The sequence below is a fragment of the Sphingopyxis sp. H050 genome, assembly GCF_001468265.1.
Taxonomy (GTDB): Bacteria; Pseudomonadota; Alphaproteobacteria; order Sphingomonadales; family Sphingomonadaceae; genus Sphingopyxis.
In genome coordinates, this window is the sequence record NZ_LNRZ01000007.1 from 64,859 (window position 1) to 90,340 (window position 25,482).

Below are 25,482 nucleotides of genomic sequence, written 5' to 3' on the forward strand. Positions count from 1 at the left end.
AGGGCCACCGCGCGCAATGGCGGCGCGTTACGGCGCCTTGTCGAGCTTGGTGATCGTCCCGGCCTTGCCGTCCCAATTGAGCTCGAACGCGACCTTGTCGCCGACCTTGATGTCCTTCAGCAGCTCGGGTTTCGCCGCAAAACCCATCGTCATCGGCGGCCATTCGAGTTCGGCGATCGCGCCATGATCGAGCGTGACCTGGCCTTTTGCCGTATCGATCGCGGTCACGGTCGCCGTGCCCTTGCCATGCTTCGTTTCGGCCGGGGCCGCCATGGTCCCTGTGTCATCGGCCATCGCGGCCTTTTCTTCCGTCTTCGGTGCTTCGCCTTGCTTGCCGCAGGCGACAAGTCCAGCGCCGAGCGCAAGGCTGAGCGTAATCGCAGTGAGTTTATTCATGTCGTTTCTCCTTCGGGTTGGACGGGATGAGCCGCACGCCTTCGCATCAGCAGATAGGCGGCGGGAATGATAAGCATCGACAGCAGCGGCGCGGTGAGCATGCCGCCGATCATCGGCGCGGCGATGCGGCTCATCACTTCGGAGCCGGTGCCGGTCCCGACGAGGATCGGGAACAGGCCCGCGAGGATAACCGCAACGGTCATCGCCTTCGGGCGGACGCGGAGCAGCGCGCCTTCGCGAACCGCGGCCAATATGTGGCCGTCGCTGCGATCGGCGAGCGCATGCTTGAGATAGATGAGCATGACGACCCCGAACTCGGCGGCAACGCCCGCAAGCGCGATGAACCCGACCGCGCTCGCGACCGACTGGTTATAGCCAAGCAGATAGAGGAGCCAGAGCCCGCCGGTGAGCGCAAAGGGCAGGGTCGCCATGATGAGCAGCGCCTCGTCCCAGCGGCGGAAGGTCAGGTAGAGCAGCAGGAAGATGATCGCGAGCGTGACCGGCACGACGACCTTCATCCGCTCGGTCGCACGAACGAGGAACTCGAACTGCCCGGTGTAGGAAACGCTGACGCCGGGCGGCAGATCGACATCGCGCGCGATCGCCCGCTGGATGTCCTGCACGAGGCCCTGCAAATCGCGGCCGCGGCTGTCGACGTAGATCCAGGTCACCGGGCGGCCATTCTCGCTGCGCAGCATCGGCGGCCCGTCGCTGACCTTGACTCTGGCCACCGTGCCGAGCGTGATCTGCTGGCGCGACGGCGTCAGGACCGGAAGGCTCGCGAGCTCGCCGATACTGTCGCGCAGCTCGCGCGGGTAGCGGACGCTGATCGGATAGCGGGCGAGCCCCTCGACCGTCTGGCCGATCGTCTCGCCGCCGATCGCGCCCGAGACGATCGCTTGCACGTCGGCGACATTGAGGCCGTAGCGTGCTGCGGCGGCGCGATCGATGTCGACATCGATATAGCGCCCACCAGTCAGCCGCTCGGCCAGCGCCGACGCTACGCCGGGTACGGTCTTGACGACCGCTTCGATGCGCTTGGCGGTGCGATCGATCCCGGCAAGATCCGAGCCCGCGACCTTGATGCCGACCGGGCTCTTGATCCCGGTCGCAAGCATGTCGATGCGATTGCGGATCGGGGGAATCCAGAAATTGGCGAGCCCCGGAACCCGGACCCGCGCGTCGAGCTCCTCGATCAATTTCTCCTCGGTCATGCCGGGGCGCCAACGGTCCTTCGGCTTGAAGCGGATCGTCGTCTCGAACATCTCGAGCGGCGCGGGGTCGGTCGCGCTGTCGGCCCGCCCCGCCTTGCCGAACACGCTCTCGACCTCGGGCACGGTCTTGATCAGTCGGTCCGTCTGCTGGAGCAGGCTCGATGCCCTTGCGGCCGAGATGCCGGGTAGCGCCGAGGGCATGTAAAGGAGGTCGCCTTCGTGCATCTGCGGCATGAACTCGCCGCCGATCTGGGTCATCGGCCACAGGCTGGTGGCGAAGACGAGGCCGGCGATCACGAGCGCTTTTTTCGGCCGTTCGAGCACCCAGTCGAGTGCCGGGCGATAGATGCGGGTCAGCCAGCGGTTGACCGGATTACTCTGTTCGGCGGGTATCTTACCGCGGATCAGCCAGCCCATCAGCACCGGGATGAGCGTGATCGAGAGGATCGCGGCGGCCGCCATCGCATAGGTTTTGGTGAAGGCGAGCGGCGAGAAGAGCCGTCCCTCCTGGCCTTCGAGCGTGAAGATGGGGAGGAAGGAGAAGGTGATGATGAGGAGGCTGAGGAAGAGGGCGGGCCCAACCTCGGCGGCGGCGTCGGTGATGACGCGCCAGCGTTCGGCGCCTTTCAGTTCCTCGCCCGGATGATCGCGCTCCCAATGTTCGAGATGCTTATGGGCATTTTCGATCATCACCACCGCAGCGTCGACCATCGCACCGACCGCGATGGCGATGCCGCCGAGCGACAATATATTGGCGTTGAGTCCCTGCAGCCGCATCACGATGAAGGCGATGAGGATGCCGAGCGGCAGCGTCAGGATCGCGACCAGTGCCGAGCGCGCGTGCCAGAGGAAGAGCGCGCAGACGAGCCCGACGATGATGAACTCTTCGACGAGCTTCGAGGTAAGATTGTCGACCGCGCGGTCGATCAACCCCGAGCGGTCATAAGTGGTGATGATCTCGACCCCGGGCGGCAGGCTGCGCTTGAGCTCGGCGAGCTTGGTGCGCACGCCGTCGATGACTTCGCGGGCATTCTTGCCCTCGCGCATGACGATCACGCCGCCCGCGACTTCGCCCTCGCCGTTGAGTTCGGCGATGCCCCGCCTTGTGTCGGGACCGATCTGCACCGTCGCGACATCGCCGACCGTTACCGGGAGTCCGCCCGCGGCGGTGCGGATCGGGACGGCGCGGAAGTCGTCGAGCGACTCCAGATAGCCGCTCGCGCGGACGATATATTCAGCCTCAGCGAGTTCTAGGGAGCCGCCGCCGCTTTCCTGGTTGGCGCGCTTGAGGGCGTCGGCGACGTCGGTTGCAGTCACCCCGAACGCGGCGAGCTTCTGCGGATCGACGATGATCTGATACTGGCGCACCATGCCGCCGATGCTCGCGACCTCGGCGACGCCGGGAACCGATTTAAGCTCGAAGCGGAGGAACCAGTCCTGAAGACTGCGGAGTTCGGCAAGATCGTGGCGGCCGCTTTTGTCGACGAGCGCATATTCATAGATCCAGCCAACCCCGGTCGCGTCGGGACCGATGCTCGCGCGCGCGCCCTCGGGGAGACGGCTTTGCACCTGGCTCAGATATTCGAGCACGCGGCTGCGCGCCCAATAGGGATCGGTGCCGTCGTCGAACAGGACATAGACGAAGCTGTCGCCGACGAAGCTGTAGCCGCGCACCACGCGCGCGCCCGGCACCGAGAGCATCGTCGTCGTGATCGGATAGGTGACCTGGTCCTCGACGATCCGCGGTGCCTGTCCCGCATAGCTGGTGCGGACGATGACCTGGACGTCCGACAGGTCGGGCAGGGCGTCGACCGGAGTCGTGCGCACCGCGGCGATCCCGAGCAAGGTCAGGATCAGCGCCGAAGCGACGACAAGCCCGCGCGCCGCGACCGAGGCGCGAATAATGCGTGCGATCATTGCGCTGGCTCCAGCGGACGAACCGTGAGACCGGTCAGGCTCGCCTCGGAATCGAGCAGGAACTGGCCCGACGCGACGACCTTCTCGCCGGGGGCGAGCCCTCGCAATATCTCGGTCTTGCCGCCGCCTTCGCGTCCGGCGACCACTTCGGCGGGATGGTAGCGTCCGTCGCCCTTCTCGAGCATCACGATGCTGCGCGTGCCGGTGCGGATCACCGCTTCGCTTGGCACCAGCAGCGTTGGCTTGGCGTCCCCGCCGAGCGCGACGACGGCGAACATGCCGGGGCGTAGGCGACCGCCGCGGTTGGCGAGCTCGATGCGCACTGTCAGCGTCCGGCTGTCCGCCGCTGCGGTCGGCAGGATCGCGACGACCCGCCCGGTAAAAGCCTCGCCGGGAAAGGCGGTGAGGTTCGCGGTGGCAGGTTGGCCGATCTTCACCAGTCCGGCCTGCGCTTCGGGGAGCGCGGCATTGAGCCACACCGTTCCAAGTCCCGAGATTTCGGCAAGTGTCTGCCCCGAGGCGAGAGTCACGCCTGCACGGGCATTGAGCGTCTGGACCACGCCGCCGATCGGCGCGCGCACCGTCAGTCTGCCGCCGGTCCGTCCGCTCCGGTCGACCTCGGCGATCACGCCTTCGGGCATGCCCATCAGCCGCAGCCGCTGCCGCGCGGCCGCCGTGAGTTCAGGTTTGCCGAGCTTCTTGACGCTCAGATATTCGGTCTGGGCGCTGCCCCATTCAGGCAATTGCAGGTCGGCGATCGGGGTGCCGGCGCCGATGACGTCGCCGGGCGCGAGGCGATAGACGCGTTCGACGAAGCCGCCCGAGCGCGCCTGGACGATCGCGACGTCGCGCTGGTTGAAATCGATCGTGCCATTGACGTCGAAGGTCGCCGCAAGGCTGCCCATTTCGGCCGCGACGACGCGTATTCCGAGGCTCTGCCGCGCGGCCGGATCGACCGTTACGCCGGGACCGCTGCCAGAACCGCTAGCTTCATCGGCATATTTGGGTTCGAGCTGCATATCCATGAAGGGCGATTTGCCAGGCTTGTCGAACTTCTGGTTCGGGAACATCGGGTCATAATAATAGAGGGCCTTGCGCCCTTCGGTTGTGCCTTCGGCCGGCGCCTGACTGTCCCCGCGCTGTCCGAGCCAATAGCCGCCACCACCCGCGATCAGCACGGCAGCCATAATCCCGGCGCGCCACCGCGCCGCCGACGTTGCATCAGTCATCGCCCTGTCTCCCCATAGATGTAATTGATCCGGATCGCATCGCGCGCGACCTCGGCTTCGCGCGCCAGCGCATCGACTTCGGCCTCGGCGAGCGCGAGGGTCGACAGGAGCGCGGTTCCGAGGTCGAGCTTTCCGGCGGCGTAGCTGGCGAGATCGAGCTCGGCGCGTTTCTTCGCGAGCGGCACGAGCCGCGTGCGCGCATTGGCGAGTTGCTCATGGTGCATGCGGTGATCGGCGAGATCGGCGTCGAGCGCCGCCGCGATGTCGCGCTTGGCGGCCTCGCGGTCGAGCCGGGCGCGCGTCGCCTCGCTGGCGCGCGCCGCGATCTTGGGATCCTGCCGCTTTTTCGAGAAGAAGGGCAGGTCGACGGTGACACCGACCGTGACGAGATCGCCATAATTGGGCTCGCGCCGCCCATAGGCCGCGTTGACGCTCCAGTCGGGGCGCTTGTCTGCGCGGGCGAGACCGGTCTCGGCATCGGCCGCGATAGCGCGGGCGTCGAGCGCGCGCAGCCTTGGCAGGGCGTCGATCCCGGTGCGTAATCGCTGCTCGTCGATCATTTGCGGCGGCAAGTCGCCGAGCGTGTCGACGGCCGCGTCGCCGGTAAAACGCGCGAGCTGCGCGCGGGCGCGGGCGATCTCGGCGGCGAGCGCGCTGCGGCGGTCGTTGATCGCAGCGCGAAGCTGGTCGGGTTCGAGCGCCTGCGCCGGGCGCGCCGCGCCGCTGGCGAGCCGGGCCGTCACCGTCGCTTGCAGGTCTTCGAGGCCCGTGTCGAGCAGGTCGAGTTCCTTGAGGCGCTTCTTGGCGTAGAAGAGGTCGACCCAGGCAAGCGCCGTCGCGAGCCTGACATCCTGCGCGGTGACCGCCTCGTCGGCGCGGGCGATTCCGATGTCGGCCTGCGCACGCGTTGCGCGCGCGCGGCGCTTGGCGGGGTTCGGAAAATCCTGGCTGACGCCGACGACCTGCATCGTGAAGTCGTCGCGATTGAACCGGCCCGCGTCAGGCCCGGTCACCGGAAAATCCTGCACGACGATATTGAGTTTCGGATCGGGCAGCCGGTCGGCGGCAATCGCCGCCGACCGCGCGGCATCGATGCCGGCCTCGCGGCCCTGCAATTCAGGCGCCTGCGCTGCCGCCCGCTGGAGCGCTGCGTCGAACGACATCGGTTCGGCGCGAAGCGCGGCGGGCAGCGCGAGCAGCGCCGCTGCGATAAACAGGCGCATATGTCCCCCTTTGTGAATGTGCGGGATCGTCCCCGGCGCTCGGCGCCGGGGACGGGGTCCTTCAGCCTTCGGAGGGCATCATGTGGTCGCCGGACATCTTCTTCATGCAGTCGCCCGGACTGGCCTTCATCATGTCGCAATGGCAGTCGGCCATCTGCATCGGTGCGTCCTTCACCCAGACGCGAACGCGCGGAGCGATGCCCGACTTGTTCGGCCCCGGCACCTGGCGGGCCTGCCATTCATAATGACCGCCCGTTGCGTCCTGCGCGAAAACCGGGGTGGCAAGCGTTGCAGCCGCGAACGCGGCAACGGCAAATATCGTCTTCATGGTAAATTCCTTGATTGAAAAGCGTGAAACCGCGCGCCCGGACGAGTTGGTGCGCGTCGGCAATTCAGGCAAGAAATAGGGGTGGGTCGGGTTCGGGGCCGAATGTTCTTCCGGCGAGCCGCCGGACAGGAAGCGGATCGAAGGAGCCGGCGACAAATGTCTTTTCGGCAAGCGGGATAGCCGGAGAGACGACGGCGGGCGGGAGCGCGCAGCCCATCTTGGCGATGCAGTCGAGCGTGAGGCCTTGGCACGGAGCGCTCTTCTGGGATTTTTCAATCCCCATCATCTCCGCGCATTCGTCGCTCATCGCCGCCGCGGAGGCCGTCTCGGCCGACGGGAGCGCGGGCGCATAGGCAAATGCGGCCTCCTGCGCCAGAAGGCCGAGTACGGCTCCGACAAGAAGTAGAAAGGTGAGCCAGCGTTTCACGGTCGAAGCATGATCCTTGTCAAACTTGACGTCAATCTAAACCGGGGTAGAGATCCCGCTCACTTGTTCGCCGGCCATCCCCTCGCGGTTACGCCGGACCCGTTAAGAATGGCCCATTGTCATGGCGGCGGGCGCGACCAGCATCCACAGCGCCATGGCGATCATCATCAGATTTTCGGTCAGTGAGATGAAACCCAGCGGCACATTGCTGTCGCCGCCGACGCAGGCGCATTTGAGTTCGCGCTTGTCGACATACACCGCCTTGAACACCGACACGGCGCCGATGCTCCCGATGAACAGCGCCACCGGAATCGAAATCCAGCTTAGCGCTCCCGAAATCATCAAAATGCCGGCCAGTGCTTCGGCAAAAGGATAGAGGTTGGCATAGGGCACCCAGCGTTTGGCGAGCAGGTCGTAGTTCAGGAACATGCTCGAGAAGCTCTCGATGTCGCGGAGCTTGAGGAAGGCAAGCAACGCCATGCTGAACCCGATAAACCACTCGGCGGCACGGATCGTGAAGGGCGTGCCCGACACCGCCTGGCTGACGGCCAGCGCCATCAGCGCGGTGATAGAGAAGAGCGCGATGACGGGCTTATAGGTTAGCGCCTTTGGATCGCGGACTTTCAAACCGAGATGGCGCCGTAGGTCGTCGTGACCGCCGATCCGCTCGCCTTCGATGAAGGTCTGCGGCGTCGTCGCGACGCCATGCTTCGCCTTGAATGCGTCGGTTTCCTCGCGGGTCGTCAGCCAGACATCCTCGACGTCGTAGCCGCGGCTGCGCAACAGATGCAGCGCCTTAAGGCCATAGGGGCAGATATGCTGCTCCATCACCATGCGATAGATGGTCGCCCGCGGCTTGCCCGAAACCGCCGCACCGGTATGCGCTGGCGCGCTTTCGTTCGCGCGCTGAACCTGCATATTCATCGATTCGCCTTTCTTGATTCCCGATCGCTTCCCGCTATATAGCCTCCGTACCATAGTACGGAGTCAAGGCCTTGCGTGACATGACCATCGGCCAGCTTGCCCGGCAGGGCGGCGTCAATGTCGAGACGATCCGCTATTACCAACGCCGCGGCCTGTTGCCCGTTCCGCCTCAGTCGGCCAGCGCCCCGTCGGAAGGCCGAGTACGGCGTTACGACGAGGCGGTTCTGCGCCGTCTGCGCTTCATCAAATCGGCACAAGCAGCGGGATTTACGCTCACCGAGATCGCCGAACTGCTCGAACTCGACGCGTCGAGCGATCGCGCGCGAGCGCGCGAACTGGCCGATGCGCGCATCGCGGCGATCGAAAAGACGATCGCCGAACTCGATGCGGCGCGGCGCGCGCTCATGGGCCTGTCGCGCCAATGCGCTGCCGCCGACACGCTCCACTGCCCGATCATAGCGGCGTTCGAGCAGGTCTAGCCCGACTGGCCTTGGCGGCGGATGGTGCTGACGGCCGGCCTCACCTCCCAACTGGTGTCAATCGGTCGCAAATGGTTCCAGCATCCCGGCTACAAGCGATGGGATGGTAATTCCGGCTGCGACATCGAGCAGAAGGCTAGCGCGGACCGCAGCCGCAGGTCTCGCCGCTGCCGCGTCCGGAGTTGCGACGGCCGTCCGAAGTGCCTGGGTAAGGCGCCATCGAATCTCCGCGGCGAGGACCGGCATCGGGGCGAACAAATAGGCTTCCACGAGGAAGACCTGACCATAGGGTCAGGCGAGCGATTGCGTCACATACACGGCGCCGACCAAGGCTCCGACGAGGAGCAGAAGCGAAAAGCGCCGCTTCTGGATGAAGGTAGGAGCCTTTGGGCGTTCCGGATCAACTTCATCCTGGCGATCTGAACAAATCGGGGAGCCCAATTCCGATGGTTTTACGTCCCCCGAACCATTTTTGAGGGATGAGTCGTTCTGGTGCGTAATCAATGTCAGTAGGGGATGTTGGGTGCTTGAACCCGGAAGCCGTAAGCAGCGGTTTCCGGGCATGCATGTTTTTGTCCTCGACTTCCCCGAAACTCATTTGGGCTGCGCGAAAGGGCAGTTCTTCGAAACAGGGGAAGCATAATGAACAAATTATACTGTTATTCGTCGACGAAGCGCGCAATGCAGCGAACCTCGATGGCGGCAATTGCGATGGCGGTCGCGTTTCCCGTGCAGGCTCAGGAAGCCCAGTCGGACGGCCTCGCCGAGATCATCGTAACGGCGGAGAAGCGCGAGGAAAATCTGCAGTCCGTTCCCGTCTCGGTGACAGCGATGACCGGCGAGGCGCTTACGGCAACGGGCATATCAAACGTCGAAGACCTCCAATTTTTTGTGCCGGGCGTGTCGATCACCAACGATTCCATGGCGATCATCAATATTCGTGGGATTGGCACCTCGGCGTTCGGCGTTGCGACCGACCCCAGCACGACAGTCCATTATGACGGCGTCTACATCTCGCGCCCGACCACAAGCTATCAGGATTTGTTCGACGTCGAACGCATCGAGGTGCTGCGCGGACCTCAAGGCGTTCTCTTCGGTCGCAACTCCGCCGGCGGCACACTCAACATCATTTCCAAAATGCCTACGGAGGATTTGACTGGCGCGCTGGGGCTCACAGTCGGAAATTACGAGAAGCGATCGCTGAGCGGCACGATTTCTGGACCGCTTGGAGCGGGCGTCCGAGGCCGCCTCACCTTGCTTGCCAACCAGCGTGACGGCATCTACCGCGACATCGTCTCGGGACGGCGATACCAAAACGAAGATAATCTCGCTGGACGACTGACGCTTGCGATTGACGCGAGCGACCGTCTTGAGATCGTGTTGCGGGCGGATGCCAGCCGTGATCGCGAGACCGGCGCGCGGTCTGTTCGGCCCTTTTATCCTCAAGGCTTCGTCGATGCGGGCGCGACGATCCCGGCCAATGACAAAGAGGCCGCACTCGACCGCCTGCCGCGTTACGATGTCGATGCCTGGGGCGTGTCCTCGACCATGAACTGGGACGGCGGCCCGGTCACGCTCCGCTCGATTACGGCGCTGCGCAAAAGCAAGGTCGTCCAGGCGCTCGACGTTGACTCGACTGACCTCTTCCTCCGCGATATCGAATTTTACGAACGTTCCCGCAGTTTCACGCAGGAGTTCCAACTTCTCAACAACGATGCGGACAAGCTGCGCTGGATCGTCGGAGCATTCTATCTGAATGAAAAGGGCAACGACGAAATACGGATCATCGAACCGGGTCGTCGGCTCGCGATCCCGGAAAACAATACGACGAATGCATTCGCGCTCTTCGGACAAGCAAGCTACGAACTCATCGACCGCCTGCGATTGACCGGAGGGCTTCGATACTCTTACGAAAAAAAGGATTTCGGATATCGTGTCCTGCTGAACGGAAATCAGGTCGATGCCGGTCAGCCCAAATCATCCTGGACCGCCTGGACTCCGAAAATTGGGATCGATTACGACATTGCCGATGACGTCATGGCTTATGCGTCGGCAACCCGCGGGTTCAAATCGGGTGGATTCCAGCTGGGAGACGGGCGGCCTTTCCTCCCGGAGTATGTCTGGAGCTACGAAGTCGGCCTGAAGTCGACGCTCCTCGATCGCCGGCTTCGAGCTAATTTTTCGGCCTTCTATTATGATTACACCAATCTTCAGGTGGTCGAGTATAATAATGGCGTTGCCAGTACCACCAACGCCGGCAAGGCGACGATCAAGGGCGTTGAAGCGGAACTGATGGCACGGCCGTTCGATCGCCTGACGCTTACATCCACGATCGCTTATCTCGACGCGCGCTACGATGTCTATTTTGACGACGTCGGCGCAAGCCTCAAAGGCAAGCGGCTGCCGAACGCGCCGAAGTGGAACATCACTCTCGGCGGAGAATATAAGGCCTCCCTGGGCGGCGGAATGCTGACATTACGGACCGATATCTCCTGGCGCGACAGCGTCTTTTTCAAGCCCAGCAACAATCCGCTTTTTTCCGGAAACGCCACGACCCTTATAAATGGGCGTGTCGCATGGCAGCCGGCGAGCGAAGCGTGGGAAATTGCGCTTTATGGCCGAAATCTCACCAACGAGCGCTATGTGAGCTATAGTACGATCGGGACGGACGCGACGGGTGTCTCGAACCCTACTCTTCCGCTCTACATCTACGGCGAGCCGCGCCAGTACGGACTGCAGCTGCGCTACTTTTTCTGAGGTTCCTCGTCCTGCGAGGTCCCCCGGCGACTCCCCTACGGTCGTCGGTCCCCCTGGGCGCTTGCGCCCGGGGGGAATACTCCCTCTGAACGCAGGACATGATATGTCCCTGTTCTCAAAAGCGCCTTTACTTGAACGGCCCTGCTGATGGCACGATGAGCCGGACAGTAAGATGGCACGAACAGATACGGGCTAGTCCCATCCTGAACGTCGGTAGCGCGCGCGATTTCGATGCCCGGCTTTCCCTGTGACGCCGCGAGGATGCAAAGACCAACTGCTTCGGAGGTCTACGCGTCGTCTGCTGCCTCACGGCAATGGATGGGAGATCGCCTTGATCGCCTTCAGGCCCGTACCGAAGCGGGCAATGGCGATCCTGTTCTGTTCGAGCTCGGCGTAGGGCAGGTAGGAAATGTCGAGATCACCGATCCGGCTGAAAGCCGGGCGTCGGAGCTGAGCGCGGACATCGGCTTCTCGCGCATCGGGTGCAACAAGGAAAAGTGGCGTCGACAAATGAAGATTCTCGCTGCTCAGCGCGAGATCAAGCATGCGGACAATTCCGGAATAAATGGATGTCGAATGCTCCACTTCGAATGCCGCCGCGACCGTAGCCGTCGATTGCTCGAGCCATAAGATGTCGATCAGTCTTATGGCATCGCTTCCTTGAGCGGTTGCGATGGCATGCGGCAAGCTATCGAGGCATCGAGACCCGAGCGGCACACCCTCATGAAGGCGCCCCCGGTCATTTGCCGCTACCCAGACGTCATATCCCAGTGCAAGCCCGAGGTCCCGAAGCCAGGATTGGACTTCGCTATGCGTCCGGTCGCTCTCTTTCTGATTTGCAAGCCCCTTATCGAACTTGTCGGACTGTGAGCGCGTTTCATTCAGCAAGGCCATCCAATCGCGCGCATTTTCGCTCGAACCGCTGAGCGGTGGGGCTGGAAACCGTCCCGATCCGATATCGAACAGCAGCCCTCCTATCGCTCCCAAATCGTTGGAGAGAAGATCCCGGTAGCGATCGTTGAGATCCAGAATGCCCGCGCGCATCGCGAGAAAATGCTCCCAACTGCCAAGCTTCACATTCGCACCCGTCAGCGCGTTGTAGCCCTTTACGATTGCCGTATTGAACGGAGGCACAAGAGTGGGATGCAGAAAATAGAGAATGTTGGCTACCGCAGGACCCAACCCCTTGATCTTCTGTCTATCGATTGCGAGGATCCCGGCGACGACCTCCTCGGCAGTATCGCAACAGGAGCAATGGTGAAGAAGTCTCCCAAAAGCTCGTTGATTGTCGGCGTTCTCGTAGATGTCCGGGATTCGGAGTTTGGGCTTCCACAAGAAAGCATGATCCGCACCTTTGAAAATCTGTCGTTGCTCGGCGATTGAATGAACAATGATCTCCAATGACGAGCCCCGATATGCCGCTCCGAAGGTGCCGGCCTCAATTTCGGCAACGACCTGCGAGATGCCTCTTCTGATCGACCGAAAATTCTTCAGTCGTTCCTCCCACAGGAACCAGCTTTGATAGGTCGAGCCGGAATCGCCGCGCCAGCGCTCGATCAGTTCGCGAACAAGATCGCGCTTCATGTTTATAGCCCCCGCTTGATCGATTCCGAATTCCTGTTTTCCACCTGCGGCTTGCCGGCCAAGACTGTTCGCTCCATCTGGCCCTTAGCGAAAGGCGAAACCTTTCGTCCCACCGGCAAGGTGGGCGGGAATGGAAGGTCGAAACGAGCCCGTTCACGCCCGGCGCTGCATAATTGTCGACGACCTCAGTGCCCTGCGTGTTCGCCCGCTTCACTTGGTTTCTGACTCGCGCCTTCCGCTTCTGTCATGCCCTTCATCATCGCGTCATGGTCCATTGGCGCATTCTGCGTAATAGCCTGATATTGTGCCGGCGACAGGCCAGGGAGTTTTCGGACAAACGCGACCATATCCCAGATGAGACGATCATCATGCGTTTTCCCCCAGGCCGGCATGGCGGTCATCTTGATGCCATGCTTGATGATCCAGAATTGCTCCGCAGCCGAACGATCCGAACCTTTGAACAAGACGGGCGCTTGCGGATACAGCCCTTGACTCATTTCGGTCTTTTCCATCCCGGGCGCGAGATGGCAGCCGCTGCACATCTCGGTGTAGAGACCTGCGCCCGACGCGATTCGCGCCGGAGCCGCCAAATCTGCCGGCACCGCGATCGATCCGGATCGCGCCGCGATGGACTTCTCCCTGAATGTTTCGATGACGCTGTAAGTCAGCCGGTTATGCGGGGCATCGGCCGCTATATTATATAGGCCGAGATAAACGGTGATCGCACCCGCGCCCGCTATGAGCGCAACCGCCAGCAGCGTGAACGTCACGCTCGGCATATGCTTTCGGAAATCGAAAGTTCGAAATCGCTCCATTATCTATCTCCCGCATAACAGGCCTTGAGCTTTGCAGCCGAACGCAATGCGGCGGCTGTTCAACAGATGATACGCACCCCAACAGCTTTGCCCTTGTCACAGACGAGGCAGGCGTTTCCGTACTTGCCGCGACGAGCCATTTCAGGGTGCCCACACCCGCTCGGGCTCATGCGTCCTGCTAGGTGTGGGTTCGGAGAGATCGTGAGGACTAGCCCCTTTTTTGCCCGCTCAGATGCCACCCGCCGGCCGCGCCTTCGGCTTGCGTGAGGAGCTGTGGAGATTGAAGATCTGCCACTTTCCGTTGTCCTGTTTGAGGACACTCGTAGCGACGCCATCCCGTTCGATGGTCTCGCCGCTCGCGAGCACAATCGAGAAGCTGTAGGTCTCGGTTGCGATCGCGATATTTCCTTCGCCGCGAACCGAAATCTTGTAATTGCGGAAGGTGAAGGATTTGAATTCCTTGAGTTCGGGACCCAGGTGATGGTCGCGATAGTGGGCGAAATTCCCTTCAACGCCGCCGGATTCGAATATCTGGGCGTCTGGCGAAAAGAGGGCCTCGACGCCGGTCAGGTCCAGTTTCTCCATCGCCGATTTATACTGCGCGAGCGCTGCCGCCGCGCCCTGAAAATCCGCAGGCTCGGTCGCCTGAGCCGGGACGGCCACCAGCATGGCCAATGCGATTGCTGTGATCGTCAGTCGTCTCATATCATTTCCCCTTGTTGTGCCGACACTTCACGAGTGCCTCCGGTGGTTTCGATCAGATTCTGGCAAAGCGCAGCCGCAAAGAATTGGCGATGACGCTGACGGACGAGAGTGCCATTGCAGCGGCGGCAATGACCGGCGAGAGCAATAGTCCGAAAATCGGATAGAGCACGCCCGCAGCGACGGGAATCCCGGCGACATTATAGGCGAAAGCGAAGAAGAGATTCTGACGGATGTTCGCCATCGTCGCATGGCTGAGATGCCGCGCCCGCACGATGCCCAGAAGGTCGCCGCGCAGTAGCGTCACACCCGCGCTTTCGATGGCGACATCGGTTCCCGAGCCCATCGCGATGCCGACGTCGGCGGCGGCGAGCGCGGGGGCGTCGTTGACCCCGTCGCCGGCCATGGCGACGATCCGGCCCTCTTCGCGCAGTCGCTGCACGACCGCACTCTTCTGGTCGGGGAGGACATCCGCTTCGACGTCGTCGATGCCGAGACGCCGCGCGATCGCCTCGGCGGTGACGCGATTGTCGCCGGTCAGCATGATGACCTTGATTCCGGCTTCGCGCAGCGCCGCGAGTGCGTCGCCCGTCGTCTCCTTGACCGGATCGGCGATGGCGATAACGCCGGCCGCCTTACCGTTGACCGCGATGTAGATCGCCGTTGCACCGTCTGTACGAAGCCGGTCAGCCCCCTCGGCGAGTGCGCCCAGATCGACGTCATATTCTTCGAGAAAGTTCGCATTGCCGAGGACGATCGCCTTATCGACGACGACCCCAACGATGCCCTTGCCGACCGGCTGGTCGACTCCCGATGGCTCGACGAGCGCGAGGCCGCGGTCTTCGGCCGCTTTGACGATTGCGGCGGCCAATGGATGTTCGCTGCTGCGCTCGAGGCTCGCGGCAATCCTGAGGAGGTCGTTTTCCTCGAATCCTTCGGCGACTTCGATGGCGACGACCGAGGGTCTGCCTTCGGTCAGCGTCCCGGTCTTATCGACGACGAGCGTGTTGACCTTCTCCATCCGCTCAAGCGCTTCGGCATTTTTGATCAGCACGCCGGCTTCGGCGCCGCGCCCGACTCCGACCATGATCGACATTGGCGTCGCGAGGCCGAGCGCGCAGGGACAGGCGATGATGAGCACCGAGACGGCGGCGATAAGGCCATAGGCCATGGCGGGCACGGGGCCCAGAAGCGACCAGACAACGAAAGCGACAATGGCGACGACGATGACGCCGGGCACGAACCAGCCCGAAACGGTATCGGCGAGACGCTGGATCGGCGCCCGGCTGCGCTGCGCGTCGGCGACCATCTGTACGATCCGCGCGAGCATCGTGTCGCGCCCGACCTTCTCGCTGCGCATGAGCAGGCCGCCCGTCTGGTTGATCGTTCCGCCGATCAGCGCCGCGCCGGCCGCCTTGGTCACCGGCATCGATTCGCCCGTGACCATCGATTCATCGACCGTGCCGCGGCCTTCTACGACGATGCCATCGACGGGGACTTTTTCGCCCGGACGGATGCGCAGCATGTCCCCGACCGCGACGTCCTCGAGCGCTACCTCCTCGTCGCTTCCATCGCTGCGGACGCGCCGGGCGAGCTTCGGTGTCAGGTCAAGGAGCGCGCGGATCGCGCCGCTCGTCGTTTCGCGGGCCCTGAGTTCGAGCACCTGCCCGAGTAGCACCAGGACCGTGATGACCGCGGCGGCCTCGAAATAGACCGCGACCGAGCCATCGGCGGCGCGGAAAGCCGCCGGGAAGATTTGCGGGAGAATCGCCGCGATCATGCTGTAGCCCCAGGCAACGCCCGTCCCCATCGCAATGAGAGTGAACATGTTGAGGCTCTTGTTGCGGATCGAGAGCCAGGCGCGCTCGAAGAAGGGCCAGCCCGCCCATAGAACGACGGGAGTGGCGAGCAGCAACTGGATCCAGTTGTTCGTCTGGCGGCCGATATATTGATGAAGGCCTGTCAGATGGCCGCCCATTTCGAGCGCAACCACCGGGAGAGCGAGAAGGAGCCCGATCCAGAAGCGCCGCCGCATGTCGCGATATTCTTCGCTGGGGCCATCCGACGCCGTTGGCATGACCGGCTCGAGTGCCATGCCGCAAATCGGGCAGCTTCCGGGACCAGTCCGCTGAATCTCCGGATGCATTGGGCAGGTCCAGATGGCGCCCTCTGGTGGATCGATTACGGCCGGCCCGCTATTTCCTGCGTAAAGATCGGGATTGGCCTCGAATTTGGAGAGACAACCCGCGCTGCAAAAATGATAATGATGCCCGTTACGCGTCGCTGTGTGGACGGCGGCCGCTGGGTCGACAGCCATGCCGCAGACCGGATCGGTAGCACTTCTCCTGTCTTTTTCTGCGTCCTGATGAGTGTGCATCGCCGCCGCTCCCCGATGAATGCCCGCCTCTTGGCGGGCCAGTACAAACGCCAATGGTCTAATTCACCGCTGGCATCTCACCTGGCGGTTCCGGAACGGAAACCGCTTCTATCGATACGCAACAAGAGCGATTATCCCTTGGATTTTCTTTGGCAGTTAACGTCAGGCCGTGGGCTTTCCGGCCTCGATGATCGCAATCGCACCGGTTGGCGTGCGAAACGTCTCCACTTCGCGCACGTCGCGAAAGCCGGCCTCTCGCATCAGAACCGGGAGCAATCCATCGGCATTGGGCTGCGTATCATGAACGCCATCGAGCTGCTGGATGGTCAGACGGAACAGTGTACGCATAAGGCGGCTGCGCTGTTCTCCATAGTCGGCAACAAAGAGCTTGCCGCCGGGCGCAAGCGCCTGACGGGCCTCGCGCAGCAGACGCGCCTTTTCTTCAAGTCCAACCTGATGCAGGACGAGGCAGATCGCGACTTTCGTTGGGGCGGGCCAGCAGGCAACGGCCGATGCCGAAAAGAAGCCGACGCAAAATTCCGGTACGGGGATAATCCGCGCGGTCTTGGTTCGCGCAATTCGCGTCGCCGCCTCGTCGGGATCGATACCAAGATAGCGGACACCGGAGCTGTGGCGCGCGATCGCCAACGAGAGATTGCCGGTGCCCGAACCGATGTCGAGAATGATGTCGCCTTCGGCGGGAGCCATATGGTCGACGAGGCGTTCGCGCCAGATGCGCTCGCGGGTCGTGACGGCAACCCCGAAATCATAAAGCGGCGTCAGCCAATGATAGCCTGCTGCCGGCGTATAGGAACGCATCGGGGGTTTCGGTTCGGACACGGCGGCCACCTCATCGCGTTACGGCTTGCGGAGCGATTGCGGCCGCGTGGCCGTCAAGACGGACCGTTTAAGGCCGGACAGGCTTAGCGGTCTTGAATGTTTCGCCGGAAGCGCGATGCGCCGGGCGCCCCGTTCAGGATATGATTTCGAAGGCGAAAGCGCCGAGGCCTGCCGAGGGTGTCACGCCGAGCCATTGACCGCAGCGCCTCGTGAAATGCGACTGGTCGGCAAAGCCGCCCGCCGCTGCGGCGTCGGCGAGGCCTCCGCCGGCCGCCAGCGCCCGCATGGCGCGCTGGAGCTGGAGCCATTGCAGCAATTTGGCCGGAGGCACGCCAAAGTCCCGGCCGACGATTTCGCGCAGGCGCGAGGGCGAAAGGCAGGCGACGTCGGCCAGCGCCCGCGCCGTCGACAAATCGTCGGGAATCGCGAGCGCGGCGGACAAACGCGGGTCGAGCGGGCTTGTCGGCGATTGGTCGAGATAGTCGGACGCCCAGCGCTTTGCGTCCGCCGCGCTCGCAATTTCGCCGAGGCCCGCCGCCGCTGCCGGCGCCAGCAAGACGGGCGCCGACCGGGCGGCGAGGCGCGCATCGGCGCGAAAAAGCGGGTCGAGATAGAAGGACCGCACGAGGGCGCCCTCGGGCCCAAGGCGATGGTGGACATGCGACGCGATGGCGACGGCCTGTCCGACGGGAAGCGTCATCGGTTCGTCGCCGCCAATTTCGAGATCTCGTTCGACGGCGAGACTTATTTGATGCGCGAGATGGCTGTGGGGGCGGCTGTTCCCGATGCGCGCGTCGATCAAGGCCCAGCCGGTTCCCAGCATGATCGTGCCCGACCAGGAAGACGCGTCGGCGCTCAAGCCGCGGCGATGCCGACGAACGGCTCGAGCGTCCCGAACCATGCAACCAGCGCGAGGATGGCGAGCGCTGCAGATGCTTCGATCACAAGGCTCTTGCGCATCGCCGCCAGCGCCAGGTCGGGATCAGTAGCGACTCCCTCCGGATCGGCGCCCGGGATGGCGGCCATGAGCGCCGGGGTTAGCCTCCAGCGGTTCGCTGCCGCCAGCGCCAGCATCAGGCCGAACAGCGCGAGCTTGGCGAGGAGCAATTGTCCGTAGGGGGATCCGAGCGATCGTCCCAGATTCTCGGCCCCGACGATCATCTGGCTATTGATGAGGCCGGTCGCGGCAATGACGAGGACGCATATCGTGCCGACGCGCGAAAATTGATCGAGGCTTCGCGCCGCGAGGCGGACCCCATCCGGTATATTGCCGAGCCGCTTTCGCGAGATCAGCAGCAGGAAGGCACCGATGGCGCCGATCCAGACTGCCGCTGCGATCAGGTGCAACATGTCGCTGACCCGATGAATGGTTCCGGCCCCGCCCTCAGTCGCGCCCGCATGGCCGGACCAGACCAAACTGGCAACGGCGACCGAGCCGGCGAGCGTGAGGATCGCAGCGGCGGTTGTCGGCCAACGTGTCATCCAGATCGCAATCGCCAGCGCGAAAAGCAGCGCGGCGCTCCGGACGATCCAGGCCAAGCCCACTTCGGACTCGCGCACCAGGTCCCAGAATGGCTGGAACTCGAGCGAGAAGAGGCCGACGCCCTGCATCGACGCCGCGAGGACGGCCATTCCGAGGGTAGAGACGAGCAAGCCGGCGATGCACAACCAACGCTCCGCGCGCCAGATCGCAGCCATTGGCTCGAGGTCGGCCCGTTCGCTGCGTGTCAACGCGTAAAGCGAGAACGCCGCAAGGCCGACGACGAGCATCAGGTCCGCGTAAAGCGCGAACCTGATGCCGATCAAAATCGGGTCGCCCACCGCCTTACTTTACGGTGAAGCTGAATTCGCTCCCCATGCGGTGGGTGTCGGCACCTGCCGCCGACCATGTGACCTTGTAGGTTCCGGGCGAGAGCGGTCGCTTGACCATCAACATCGCCGACTTGCCTTCCTTGCCCATCATCGACGAGAAGGGGACCTTCATCGGAGCATGATTGGCCATGCCCGGCATCCCGGTCATGACCAACTCGGTCTTGAGGGTCGAGGCGACGATCTTTTCGTTGAACTGGAGATTGATCGACGTCACTTTCGAGACCGTCGAGTTGGCCGTGGGCGTCGAAGCGATCAGCTTGGTGTGCGCGGCCGCCGTGATCGGCATGAGGAACAACGCGAAAGCCGCAGCCGTAGAGGGGAGAAACGTCTTGAGCATGAAAACCTCCAATTGTGTGTCTGTCCTGCTAATACGCAGGACATCGGCATGGCCCTCATATTTCCTTGGGGAATATTCTGTGTGAGGGGTCCGACGTTGCGGCGCGTATGTACAAGGACGGAAAGGTTCGAGACGATTGATGGATGAGGAGCTTCGCATTTTGGACAGGGTTGATCTGCCCGCAGCACTTGATGCGCTCGACGATCGCATCATGGGGGCGTTGGCGTTGCGACGACGCGAAGCTGCGGCAATGCCGCGGATGATGGCGTTGGCGGCGTTCATTTCGCTCGCAGGCGGCGTATTTGCGGGAAGCGCGATCTCTCAGCCGGCGGTCGCAGCGAGTCCGCTCGCGCCCTTTGGGCCGGCGAGCGCGCTGGCGCCCTCCACCTTGCTGGACGTGCGGTAAAGATGCCCTCACGCCGTCTACTTCTCGTGGCAATCATCGCATTCGCGGCAGCCATAGCTGGCGTTTTCGTCGGGCGTGTGGTGTCCGATGCGCCGAAGGCGAATGAGACCGAACTGCACGCGTTGCTTCATGGTGAACTCGACCTGACCAAAGAGCAGCAAGCGAGGATCGAGCGGATCGAAGCTGATTTTACGAGCCGCCGTCGAGCGTTAGAGCTGGAAATGCGCGCTGCTAATGTCCGGCTCGCGCAGGCGATTGAGGCTGAACATGGCTATGGGCCGCAGGTCACCAAGGCGATCGACGAGACGCACGAAGTGATGGGCGATCTTCAAAAGGAAACGCTTCAGCATCTCTTCGCGATGCGAGGAGTCCTGAGCCCCGATCAGGCAGAGATGTTCGACAAGAGCGTGGTCAAGGCGCTGACCGCCGATGCGCAGTGAGCGCCGACCTATCGCAATTCAGCGATCAGGACTTGGCAGCCTTTGCCCGCGCGCATCGGGAAGATGCATACCGCGAGTTGTTGCGGCGACATAAAACCGGTATCTACCGGCTCATCGTCAAACAGATCGGCGATGCCGATGAAGCGATGGATCTGACGCAGGAAAGCTTCGTTGCTGGCTTCTCTGCGCTTGATCGCTACGATGGCGATCGGTCATTTCGCACCTGGATCGCACATATTGCACTCAATAAATGCCGCGATTGGGCACGCCGGAGACGAGTGCGTGCCTTCTTTTCCCGAGCGCTTCCGCTGGAGAGCGCCCATCATGTCGCAAGCGACAACCCGGGACCGGACGCCGAGACAACCGACAAGCGGGAGCTCGCGCGGGTTCGCGGAGCGATCGACCTCTTGCCGCAAAATTTGCGTGAGGTGTTGCTTTTGCGCGGCGTCGATGAGGTCAGCCAAGCGGAAACCGCGATGATTTTGCAAGTCAGCGAGAAGACTGTCGAAACGCGACTCTATCGAGCGCGGAGCAGGCTCAGAGAATTGCTCGCGGGAACATCCGCGAGCGCAGGAGGTTGACGCATCGACCTCCAGAGCGGGTGGCTGTCCTGATCGTCGGGAATTTTCCTTGAGGGGAAGTCCTTTGGCCTGCGTATAGCTTTATGAACAATCAGGAACGATTAGAAAGAAAATGCAGATGGAAAGGCGTCGGTTCGTCACTGGAGCTTTGGGAGGCGGCGCCGCCGCAGCGATGGCTGCATGGTTCCCCGCTTGGGCCCAGCCTGTCTCTTCAGGTATCACTGCACCCCTCCCCACTGTCGCCGGCAACGATATTACGCTCCGCATCGCGCGCCAGACGATGCGGATCGACGGCAAGCTCAGTCGCGCGATCGGCATAAATGGCACCGTTCCCGCCCCTCTCGTTCGGCTGAAGGAGGGGCAGACCGCCCGCTTGACTGTCGTCAACGACCTCGACGAGGACAGCTCGATCCATTGGCACGGGCTGATCCTGCCTTTCCAGATGGATGGGGTTCCGGGTGTCAGCTTTCCGGGCATAAAGCCGCGCTCGACCTTCGTTTACGAGTTCCCCGTCGTCCAGTCGGGCACCTATTGGTATCACAGCCACTCGGGTCTGCAGGAGCAACTCGGCCATTACGGCCCGATCGTCATCGATCCCGCTGGTGTCGATCCGATTGGCTACGATCGCGAGCATGTCGTCGTGCTCTCCGACCACAGTCAATTGTCACCCGAAGCGATCTTCCGCAAACTCAAGGTTAATCCTGGCCATTTCAACATGCAGCGCCAGACGCTGAGCGGTCTCCTTGCCGGCAAGGACCAGCCGCTCAAGGAACGCGTCGACTGGGGCAAGATGCGGATGGATCCCACCGACGTCGCCGACGTCAATGGGTCAACCTATACCTTCCTCGTCAACGGCCACGGCCCGCGCGACAACTGGACCGCACTGTTCAATCCCGGTGAGCGCGTGCGGCTTCGTATCGTCAACGCCTCGGCAATGACGATATTCAATGTCCGTATCCCTGGCCTCAGAATGACCGTGGTGCAGGCCGACGGCCTCAATGTCGTGCCGACCGAAATCGACGAGTTCCAGATCGCGGTCGCCGAGACCTACGACGTGATCGTGACCCCGGTTGAGGATCGCGCCTATACGATGGTCGCCGAGGCCAACGACCGCTCGGGCATGGGGCGCGCGACACTCGCACCGCGCGCCGGAATGGCCGCCGAGGTGCCCCCGCTGCGCGAGCGTCCGCTCGCAACGATGAAGGACATGGGCATGGGCGACATGGATATGTCGGGCGGTTCAATGACCGGCATGGACCATAGCGGGATGGCAATGGGAGCCGAAAGCGGCGCGGCGCCGATGGAAATGCCCGCAGGCGAGACGATGCCGGGCATGGATATGTCAGGTGCCGCTGCACCGGCTGCGGGAGCCATGGCGGGCATGGATCATTCGTCCATGGGCGGCATGGCAGGCATGGATCATGGCAGCATGAAAATGCGCGATTTCTCGGTCGCACCGCAAGTTGATAAAAATCCGGGCGTTCAGACGATCTCTCCGATGCCGCCTGATCGCATGGGCGATCCGGGGCAAGGGCTTGAGGATGTGGGGCACAAGGTGCTGACGTACCATGACCTCGTCGCGCTCGAGCGCAATCCCGATGTGCGCGCTGCCGAGCGGTCGCTCGACATTCATCTCACGGGCAACATGGAGCGCTTCATGTGGTCGTTCGATGGCGTGAAGATGTCCGACTATCATGAGCCGATTCCGTTCATCGAAGGCGAACGAGTGCGGATCAACCTCATCAACGATTCGATGATGAGCCACCCCATCCATTTGCACGGCCATTTTTTCGAACTGGTCACGGGGAAGGGTGATCGTTCGCCGCGCAAGCATACGGTGCTGGTCCAGCCGGGCGGCACCGCGAGCTTCGATTTCACCGCTGACGCGCTCGGCGACTGGGCGTTCCACTGCCATCTTCTCTATCATATGCACGCCGGGATGATGCGCGTCGTCAGCGTCCGTCCGAAGGGAGACGGCGAATGACCCGGGTCGCGCTCCTCCTCGCGGGTATCGCCCCGCTGGCCTTTGCCGTGCCCGCCGCGGCGCAGTCGATGGATCATTCGATGCATGGTGCGGCGCCTGCGCCAACACCTGCTCCTTCGCCAACGCCGACGCCAGCGCCGGTTGCGCAGCCCGCGCCGGAAGCGCGGGCCGAAGGGTCGATGGAGCAGATGGACCATGGGAGCATGCAGGGCATGGACATGGAGCCCAAAACTTCGACCTGCCCGCCCGAACATGCGGCGATGGGCCATTGTACGCCCGAGGCGGAGGCTTCGGACAAGGGCGCTTCTGACATGGCCGCGATGGATCATGGCACGGCGGCGCCGTCCGATCCCGATTGTCCGCCCGAACATGCCAAAATGGGCCATTGCACCCCGAAGGGCGGGTCTGCGGACCCCATGGCGGGAATGGAAGGCATGGCGACCACGGGCAGCGCTAGCGGCACCGATTTGCCGCCGGGAGATGCTACCGCGCCTGCGCCACCCGGCGACTGGTATGCCGATCGCATCTACCCCAAGGCCGAAATGGAGCATTCGCGCCACGACATGATGAAAGAGAATGGCGCGCAGACCATCGCTTTCATCAGCTTCAACCTCGCCGAATATCAGGCGCGCAAGGGCCGCGATGGATTCCGCTGGGACGGTGAGGCCTGGTATGGCGGCGACATCAACCGCCTGACACTAAAGAGCGAAGGCGAGGCCGTGTTCGGCGAAGGCATCGAGGGCGCCGAGGTCCAGGCACTCTACAGCCGGGCGATCGGCCCCTATTTCAATGCGCAGGCGGGTATCAGACAGGATCTTGGACCCGGCCCCGATCGCACCTATGCGACAATCGGTTTCGAGGGGCTCGCGCCCTATTGGTTCGAAGTCGAGGGCGCCTTGTTTTTGTCCAACAAGGGCGATCTGCTTGCGCGACTGGAAGGCTATTACGACCAGCGTATTACCCAGAAGCTGATTTTGCAGCCGATGGCCGAATTCAATTTTGCGCTTCAGGACGTTCCCGAAACCGGAATTGGTTCGGGCCTGTCGGATGTCGAGCTCGGACTGCGCCTTCGCTATGAAATTGTGAAAGAGTTCGCGCCTTATGTCGGTGTCGAATGGGCCCGGAAGGTCGGGGATACTGCACGCTTTGCACGCGCCGCCGGCGAAGATCCCGGCGGCGTCAACTTCGTGATGGGGGTGCGCGCCTGGTTCTAGAAGCTGCGCGGGGCGGCGAATCGTCGAGGAGAAATATCGTGAAACCAGCCTATCGCAGTCTCGCGTTGCAGACGATCGTCAGCGGCGTGATCATGTATCTGGTGATGTTCGTCATGATCGACCGTCTCTCGAGCTTCTACAATAACCTCAATATGGTCTACATGACGCTGATGATGGTTTCCCCGATGGTCGTCCTGATGATCCTCGCGATGCCGGGCATGTTTCCGTCGAAACGCCTCAATATGCTTCTGCTGCTGGGATCGGCAGTCGCATTCTTCGGGAGCTTCGGGCTCATCCGGACGCAAACGACCATCGGGGACACGGCCTTTTTGCGTTCGATGATCCCGCACCATTCAGGCGCTATCCTCATGTGCGAACAGGCGTCCCTCAAGGACGCCGAAGTTCGCGCACTCTGCCGCGGAATTATCACGGGGCAAAAGGCCGAAATAGAACAGATGAAATCCATACTCGCGAGGAAATGATATGACGGGTCGAATGACGCGCCGCGATCTTCTCGGTCTGATCGCGGCCGGATCGGGCGTGGCGCTAGCGGCCTGCAGCTCTGCTTCGGCTCCAATGGCGGCCGACACCAAGAATGACGAGGCCGACCCGTCGCGCGCCGATGCGGCAAAGGTCAGACCTATTCTCGTTTATCGCGACCCACAATGCGGCTGCTGCGAAGCGTGGGCAGAGATCGCCCGCAAAGCGGGCTATGACGTGACAGTCGAGAACCGTGCCGACATGGCAGCCGTGAAGGCGCGATACGGAGTGCCCGATCAATTGGCTTCCTGCCATACGGCGGTCATTGGCGGCTATGCTGTTGAGGGTCATGTGCCAATGCGCCATGTCGCCCGACTGCTTGGCGACAAGCCAAACGATATTCGCGGAATTGCCGTACCCGGCATGCCGCGCGGTTCGCCGGGGATGGAAATGCCGGATGGAAGTTCCGACGCGTTCGAGGTGATGGCGTTCGGCGCGAACGGGAAGATTTCGCGATTCCACGCATGACCGTTCAGCAGATATAGAGGAGACAGATATGACTCGGTTCATTTCCTTAGCAAGCGGCGCGGCGCTTATTCTCGTGCTTGCGGCGTGCAATGCTGAGCCGAAACAGGAGAGCGTTGCCGTTCCGGAACAGGCCGCACCCGTTGCCGACGAGGCTCCAGCAACCATGACCGAGACCGCGCCTGTCGAGGAGGCGAACAGCGTCACGGCGCCGGTGGCGGCGCCCGCTCAGGAGAAGGCTCCGGAGAAGACGCGCGCCAAACAAGAACCTGCCGCCAAACCCGCTACGCCGGTAAAGGAAAAGCCTGTTCCAGCGGCGCCCAAAGCGTCCGACGCGGATCCTCATGCCGGGCATGACATGGACAAAATGTAATCGCGTGAGTCGCGACTCGGTGCGGCGCCCGTTGTTCGGCCGGCGGCGGGGCCGAGAT

26 protein-coding genes are annotated in these 25,482 nt (G+C 62.7%); 11 read left to right on the plus strand and 15 right to left on the minus strand.

Annotation, left to right across the window (positions count from 1 at the left end):
- Positions 1–27 precede the first annotated feature (27 nt).
- The 7 genes from ATE67_RS14870 to ATE67_RS14900 form a co-directional block, all read right to left on the minus strand.
- Positions 28–396, minus strand: coding sequence for a copper-binding protein (locus ATE67_RS14870; RefSeq protein ID WP_003046451.1), 369 nt, complete (start codon positions 394–396; stop codon positions 28–30).
- A complete protein-coding gene (locus tag ATE67_RS14875) occupies positions 393–3,527 on the minus strand; it encodes an efflux RND transporter permease subunit (protein WP_037553279.1) in 3,135 nt (1,044 codons plus the stop codon). Before ATE67_RS14875 ends, ATE67_RS14870 begins: the two co-directional genes overlap by 4 nt.
- A complete protein-coding gene (locus ATE67_RS14880; protein ID WP_058817458.1) occupies positions 3,524–4,756 on the minus strand; it encodes an efflux RND transporter periplasmic adaptor subunit in 1,233 nt (410 codons plus the stop codon). The genes ATE67_RS14875 and ATE67_RS14880 overlap by 4 nt, the downstream gene beginning before the upstream one ends.
- The gene (locus ATE67_RS14885) at positions 4,753–5,979 is read right to left on the minus strand and encodes a TolC family protein (protein WP_058817459.1); all 1,227 of its coding nucleotides are present in this window, start codon (positions 5,977–5,979) and stop codon (positions 4,753–4,755) included. The genes ATE67_RS14880 and ATE67_RS14885 overlap by 4 nt, the downstream gene beginning before the upstream one ends.
- Positions 5,980–6,040: 61 nt before the next feature.
- The gene (locus ATE67_RS14890) at positions 6,041–6,307 is read right to left on the minus strand and encodes a hypothetical protein (RefSeq protein WP_058817460.1); all 267 of its coding nucleotides are present in this window, start codon (positions 6,305–6,307) and stop codon (positions 6,041–6,043) included.
- 64 nt (positions 6,308–6,371) lie between these two features.
- On the minus strand, positions 6,372–6,734 hold the full coding sequence (locus ATE67_RS14895; protein WP_058817461.1) for a hypothetical protein: 363 nt from the start codon (positions 6,732–6,734) through the stop codon (positions 6,372–6,374).
- 102 nt (positions 6,735–6,836) lie between these two features.
- The gene (locus ATE67_RS14900; protein WP_331458771.1) at positions 6,837–7,658 is read right to left on the minus strand and encodes a MauE/DoxX family redox-associated membrane protein; all 822 of its coding nucleotides are present in this window, start codon (positions 7,656–7,658) and stop codon (positions 6,837–6,839) included.
- Between the two features lie 80 nt (positions 7,659–7,738).
- Here ATE67_RS14900 and ATE67_RS14905 point away from each other — a divergent pair, with 80 nt between their 5' ends.
- The 3 genes from ATE67_RS14905 (at position 7,739) to ATE67_RS14915 (ending at position 10,894) form a co-directional block, all read left to right on the plus strand.
- The gene (locus tag ATE67_RS14905; protein ID WP_003046425.1) at positions 7,739–8,137 is read left to right on the plus strand and encodes a MerR family transcriptional regulator; all 399 of its coding nucleotides are present in this window, start codon (positions 7,739–7,741) and stop codon (positions 8,135–8,137) included.
- Between the two features lie 21 nt (positions 8,138–8,158).
- Positions 8,159–8,560, plus strand: coding sequence for a hypothetical protein (locus ATE67_RS14910; RefSeq protein ID WP_058817462.1), 402 nt, complete (start codon positions 8,159–8,161; stop codon positions 8,558–8,560).
- Between the two features lie 219 nt (positions 8,561–8,779).
- Positions 8,780–10,894, plus strand: a complete 2,115-nt coding sequence (locus ATE67_RS14915; protein WP_058817463.1) for a TonB-dependent receptor — start codon at positions 8,780–8,782, stop codon at positions 10,892–10,894.
- Positions 10,895–11,200: 306 nt separating this feature from the next.
- Here the strand turns inward: ATE67_RS14915 and ATE67_RS14920 are convergent, their stop codons facing one another.
- The 8 genes from ATE67_RS14920 to ATE67_RS14955 form a co-directional block, all read right to left on the minus strand.
- Positions 11,201–12,478: a hypothetical protein gene (locus ATE67_RS14920; RefSeq protein ID WP_058817464.1), complete on the minus strand. Its 1,278-nt coding sequence runs from the start codon at positions 12,476–12,478 to the stop codon at positions 11,201–11,203.
- Positions 12,479–12,663: 185 nt separating this feature from the next.
- Positions 12,664–13,257 carry a c-type cytochrome gene (locus ATE67_RS14925; RefSeq protein WP_231728177.1) on the minus strand — a complete coding sequence of 198 codons (594 nt, stop codon included), beginning with the start codon at positions 13,255–13,257 and terminating at the stop codon, positions 12,664–12,666.
- A 264-nt stretch (positions 13,258–13,521) separates the two neighbouring features.
- A complete protein-coding gene (locus ATE67_RS14930; RefSeq protein WP_058817466.1) occupies positions 13,522–13,998 on the minus strand; it encodes a YybH family protein in 477 nt (158 codons plus the stop codon).
- Between the two features lie 52 nt (positions 13,999–14,050).
- Positions 14,051–16,372: a heavy metal translocating P-type ATPase gene (locus tag ATE67_RS14935; RefSeq protein ID WP_058817467.1), complete on the minus strand. Its 2,322-nt coding sequence runs from the start codon at positions 16,370–16,372 to the stop codon at positions 14,051–14,053.
- 162 nt (positions 16,373–16,534) lie between these two features.
- Positions 16,535–17,191, minus strand: a complete 657-nt coding sequence (locus tag ATE67_RS14940) for a class I SAM-dependent methyltransferase (RefSeq protein WP_231728179.1) — start codon at positions 17,189–17,191, stop codon at positions 16,535–16,537.
- 154 nt (positions 17,192–17,345) lie between these two features.
- Complete coding sequence (locus tag ATE67_RS14945; protein ID WP_231728180.1) at positions 17,346–18,071, minus strand: helix-turn-helix domain-containing protein; 726 nt, start codon at positions 18,069–18,071, stop codon at positions 17,346–17,348.
- The gene (gene copD / locus ATE67_RS14950; RefSeq protein ID WP_058817468.1) at positions 18,068–19,033 is read right to left on the minus strand and encodes a copper homeostasis membrane protein CopD; all 966 of its coding nucleotides are present in this window, start codon (positions 19,031–19,033) and stop codon (positions 18,068–18,070) included. The genes ATE67_RS14945 and copD overlap by 4 nt, the downstream gene beginning before the upstream one ends.
- Positions 19,034–19,037: 4 nt before the next feature.
- The gene (locus ATE67_RS14955) at positions 19,038–19,421 is read right to left on the minus strand and encodes a copper resistance protein CopC (protein ID WP_058817585.1); all 384 of its coding nucleotides are present in this window, start codon (positions 19,419–19,421) and stop codon (positions 19,038–19,040) included.
- A gap of 136 nt (positions 19,422–19,557) precedes the next feature.
- On the opposite strand from ATE67_RS14955, the gene ATE67_RS14960 reads away from it, so the two are divergent.
- The 8 genes from ATE67_RS14960 (at position 19,558) to ATE67_RS14995 (ending at position 25,424) form a co-directional block, all read left to right on the plus strand.
- Positions 19,558–19,827: a hypothetical protein gene (locus ATE67_RS14960; RefSeq protein WP_156417050.1), complete on the plus strand. Its 270-nt coding sequence runs from the start codon at positions 19,558–19,560 to the stop codon at positions 19,825–19,827.
- A 2-nt stretch (positions 19,828–19,829) separates the two neighbouring features.
- A complete protein-coding gene (locus tag ATE67_RS14965; protein WP_058817470.1) occupies positions 19,830–20,267 on the plus strand; it encodes a periplasmic heavy metal sensor in 438 nt (145 codons plus the stop codon).
- Entirely contained in the window at positions 20,264–20,848 is a 585-nt protein-coding gene (locus ATE67_RS14970; RefSeq protein WP_058817471.1) for an RNA polymerase sigma factor, read from the plus strand. Before ATE67_RS14965 ends, ATE67_RS14970 begins: the two co-directional genes overlap by 4 nt.
- A 118-nt stretch (positions 20,849–20,966) precedes the next feature.
- Positions 20,967–22,832 (plus strand): copper resistance system multicopper oxidase, encoded by a 1,866-nt coding sequence (locus ATE67_RS14975; RefSeq protein WP_443028769.1) that lies wholly within the window; start codon positions 20,967–20,969, stop codon positions 22,830–22,832.
- Positions 22,829–24,046, plus strand: coding sequence for a copper resistance protein B (locus ATE67_RS14980; protein ID WP_058817473.1), 1,218 nt, complete (start codon positions 22,829–22,831; stop codon positions 24,044–24,046). The genes ATE67_RS14975 and ATE67_RS14980 overlap by 4 nt, the downstream gene beginning before the upstream one ends.
- 92 nt (positions 24,047–24,138) lie before the next feature.
- Positions 24,139–24,528, plus strand: a complete 390-nt coding sequence (locus ATE67_RS14985; RefSeq protein ID WP_231728188.1) for a DUF305 domain-containing protein — start codon at positions 24,139–24,141, stop codon at positions 24,526–24,528.
- A gap of 13 nt (positions 24,529–24,541) precedes the next feature.
- Positions 24,542–25,054: a DUF411 domain-containing protein gene (locus ATE67_RS14990; protein WP_231728181.1), complete on the plus strand. Its 513-nt coding sequence runs from the start codon at positions 24,542–24,544 to the stop codon at positions 25,052–25,054.
- 28 nt (positions 25,055–25,082) lie between these two features.
- The gene (locus ATE67_RS14995) at positions 25,083–25,424 is read left to right on the plus strand and encodes a hypothetical protein (protein WP_058817476.1); all 342 of its coding nucleotides are present in this window, start codon (positions 25,083–25,085) and stop codon (positions 25,422–25,424) included.
- Positions 25,425–25,482: the final 58 nt, after the last annotated feature.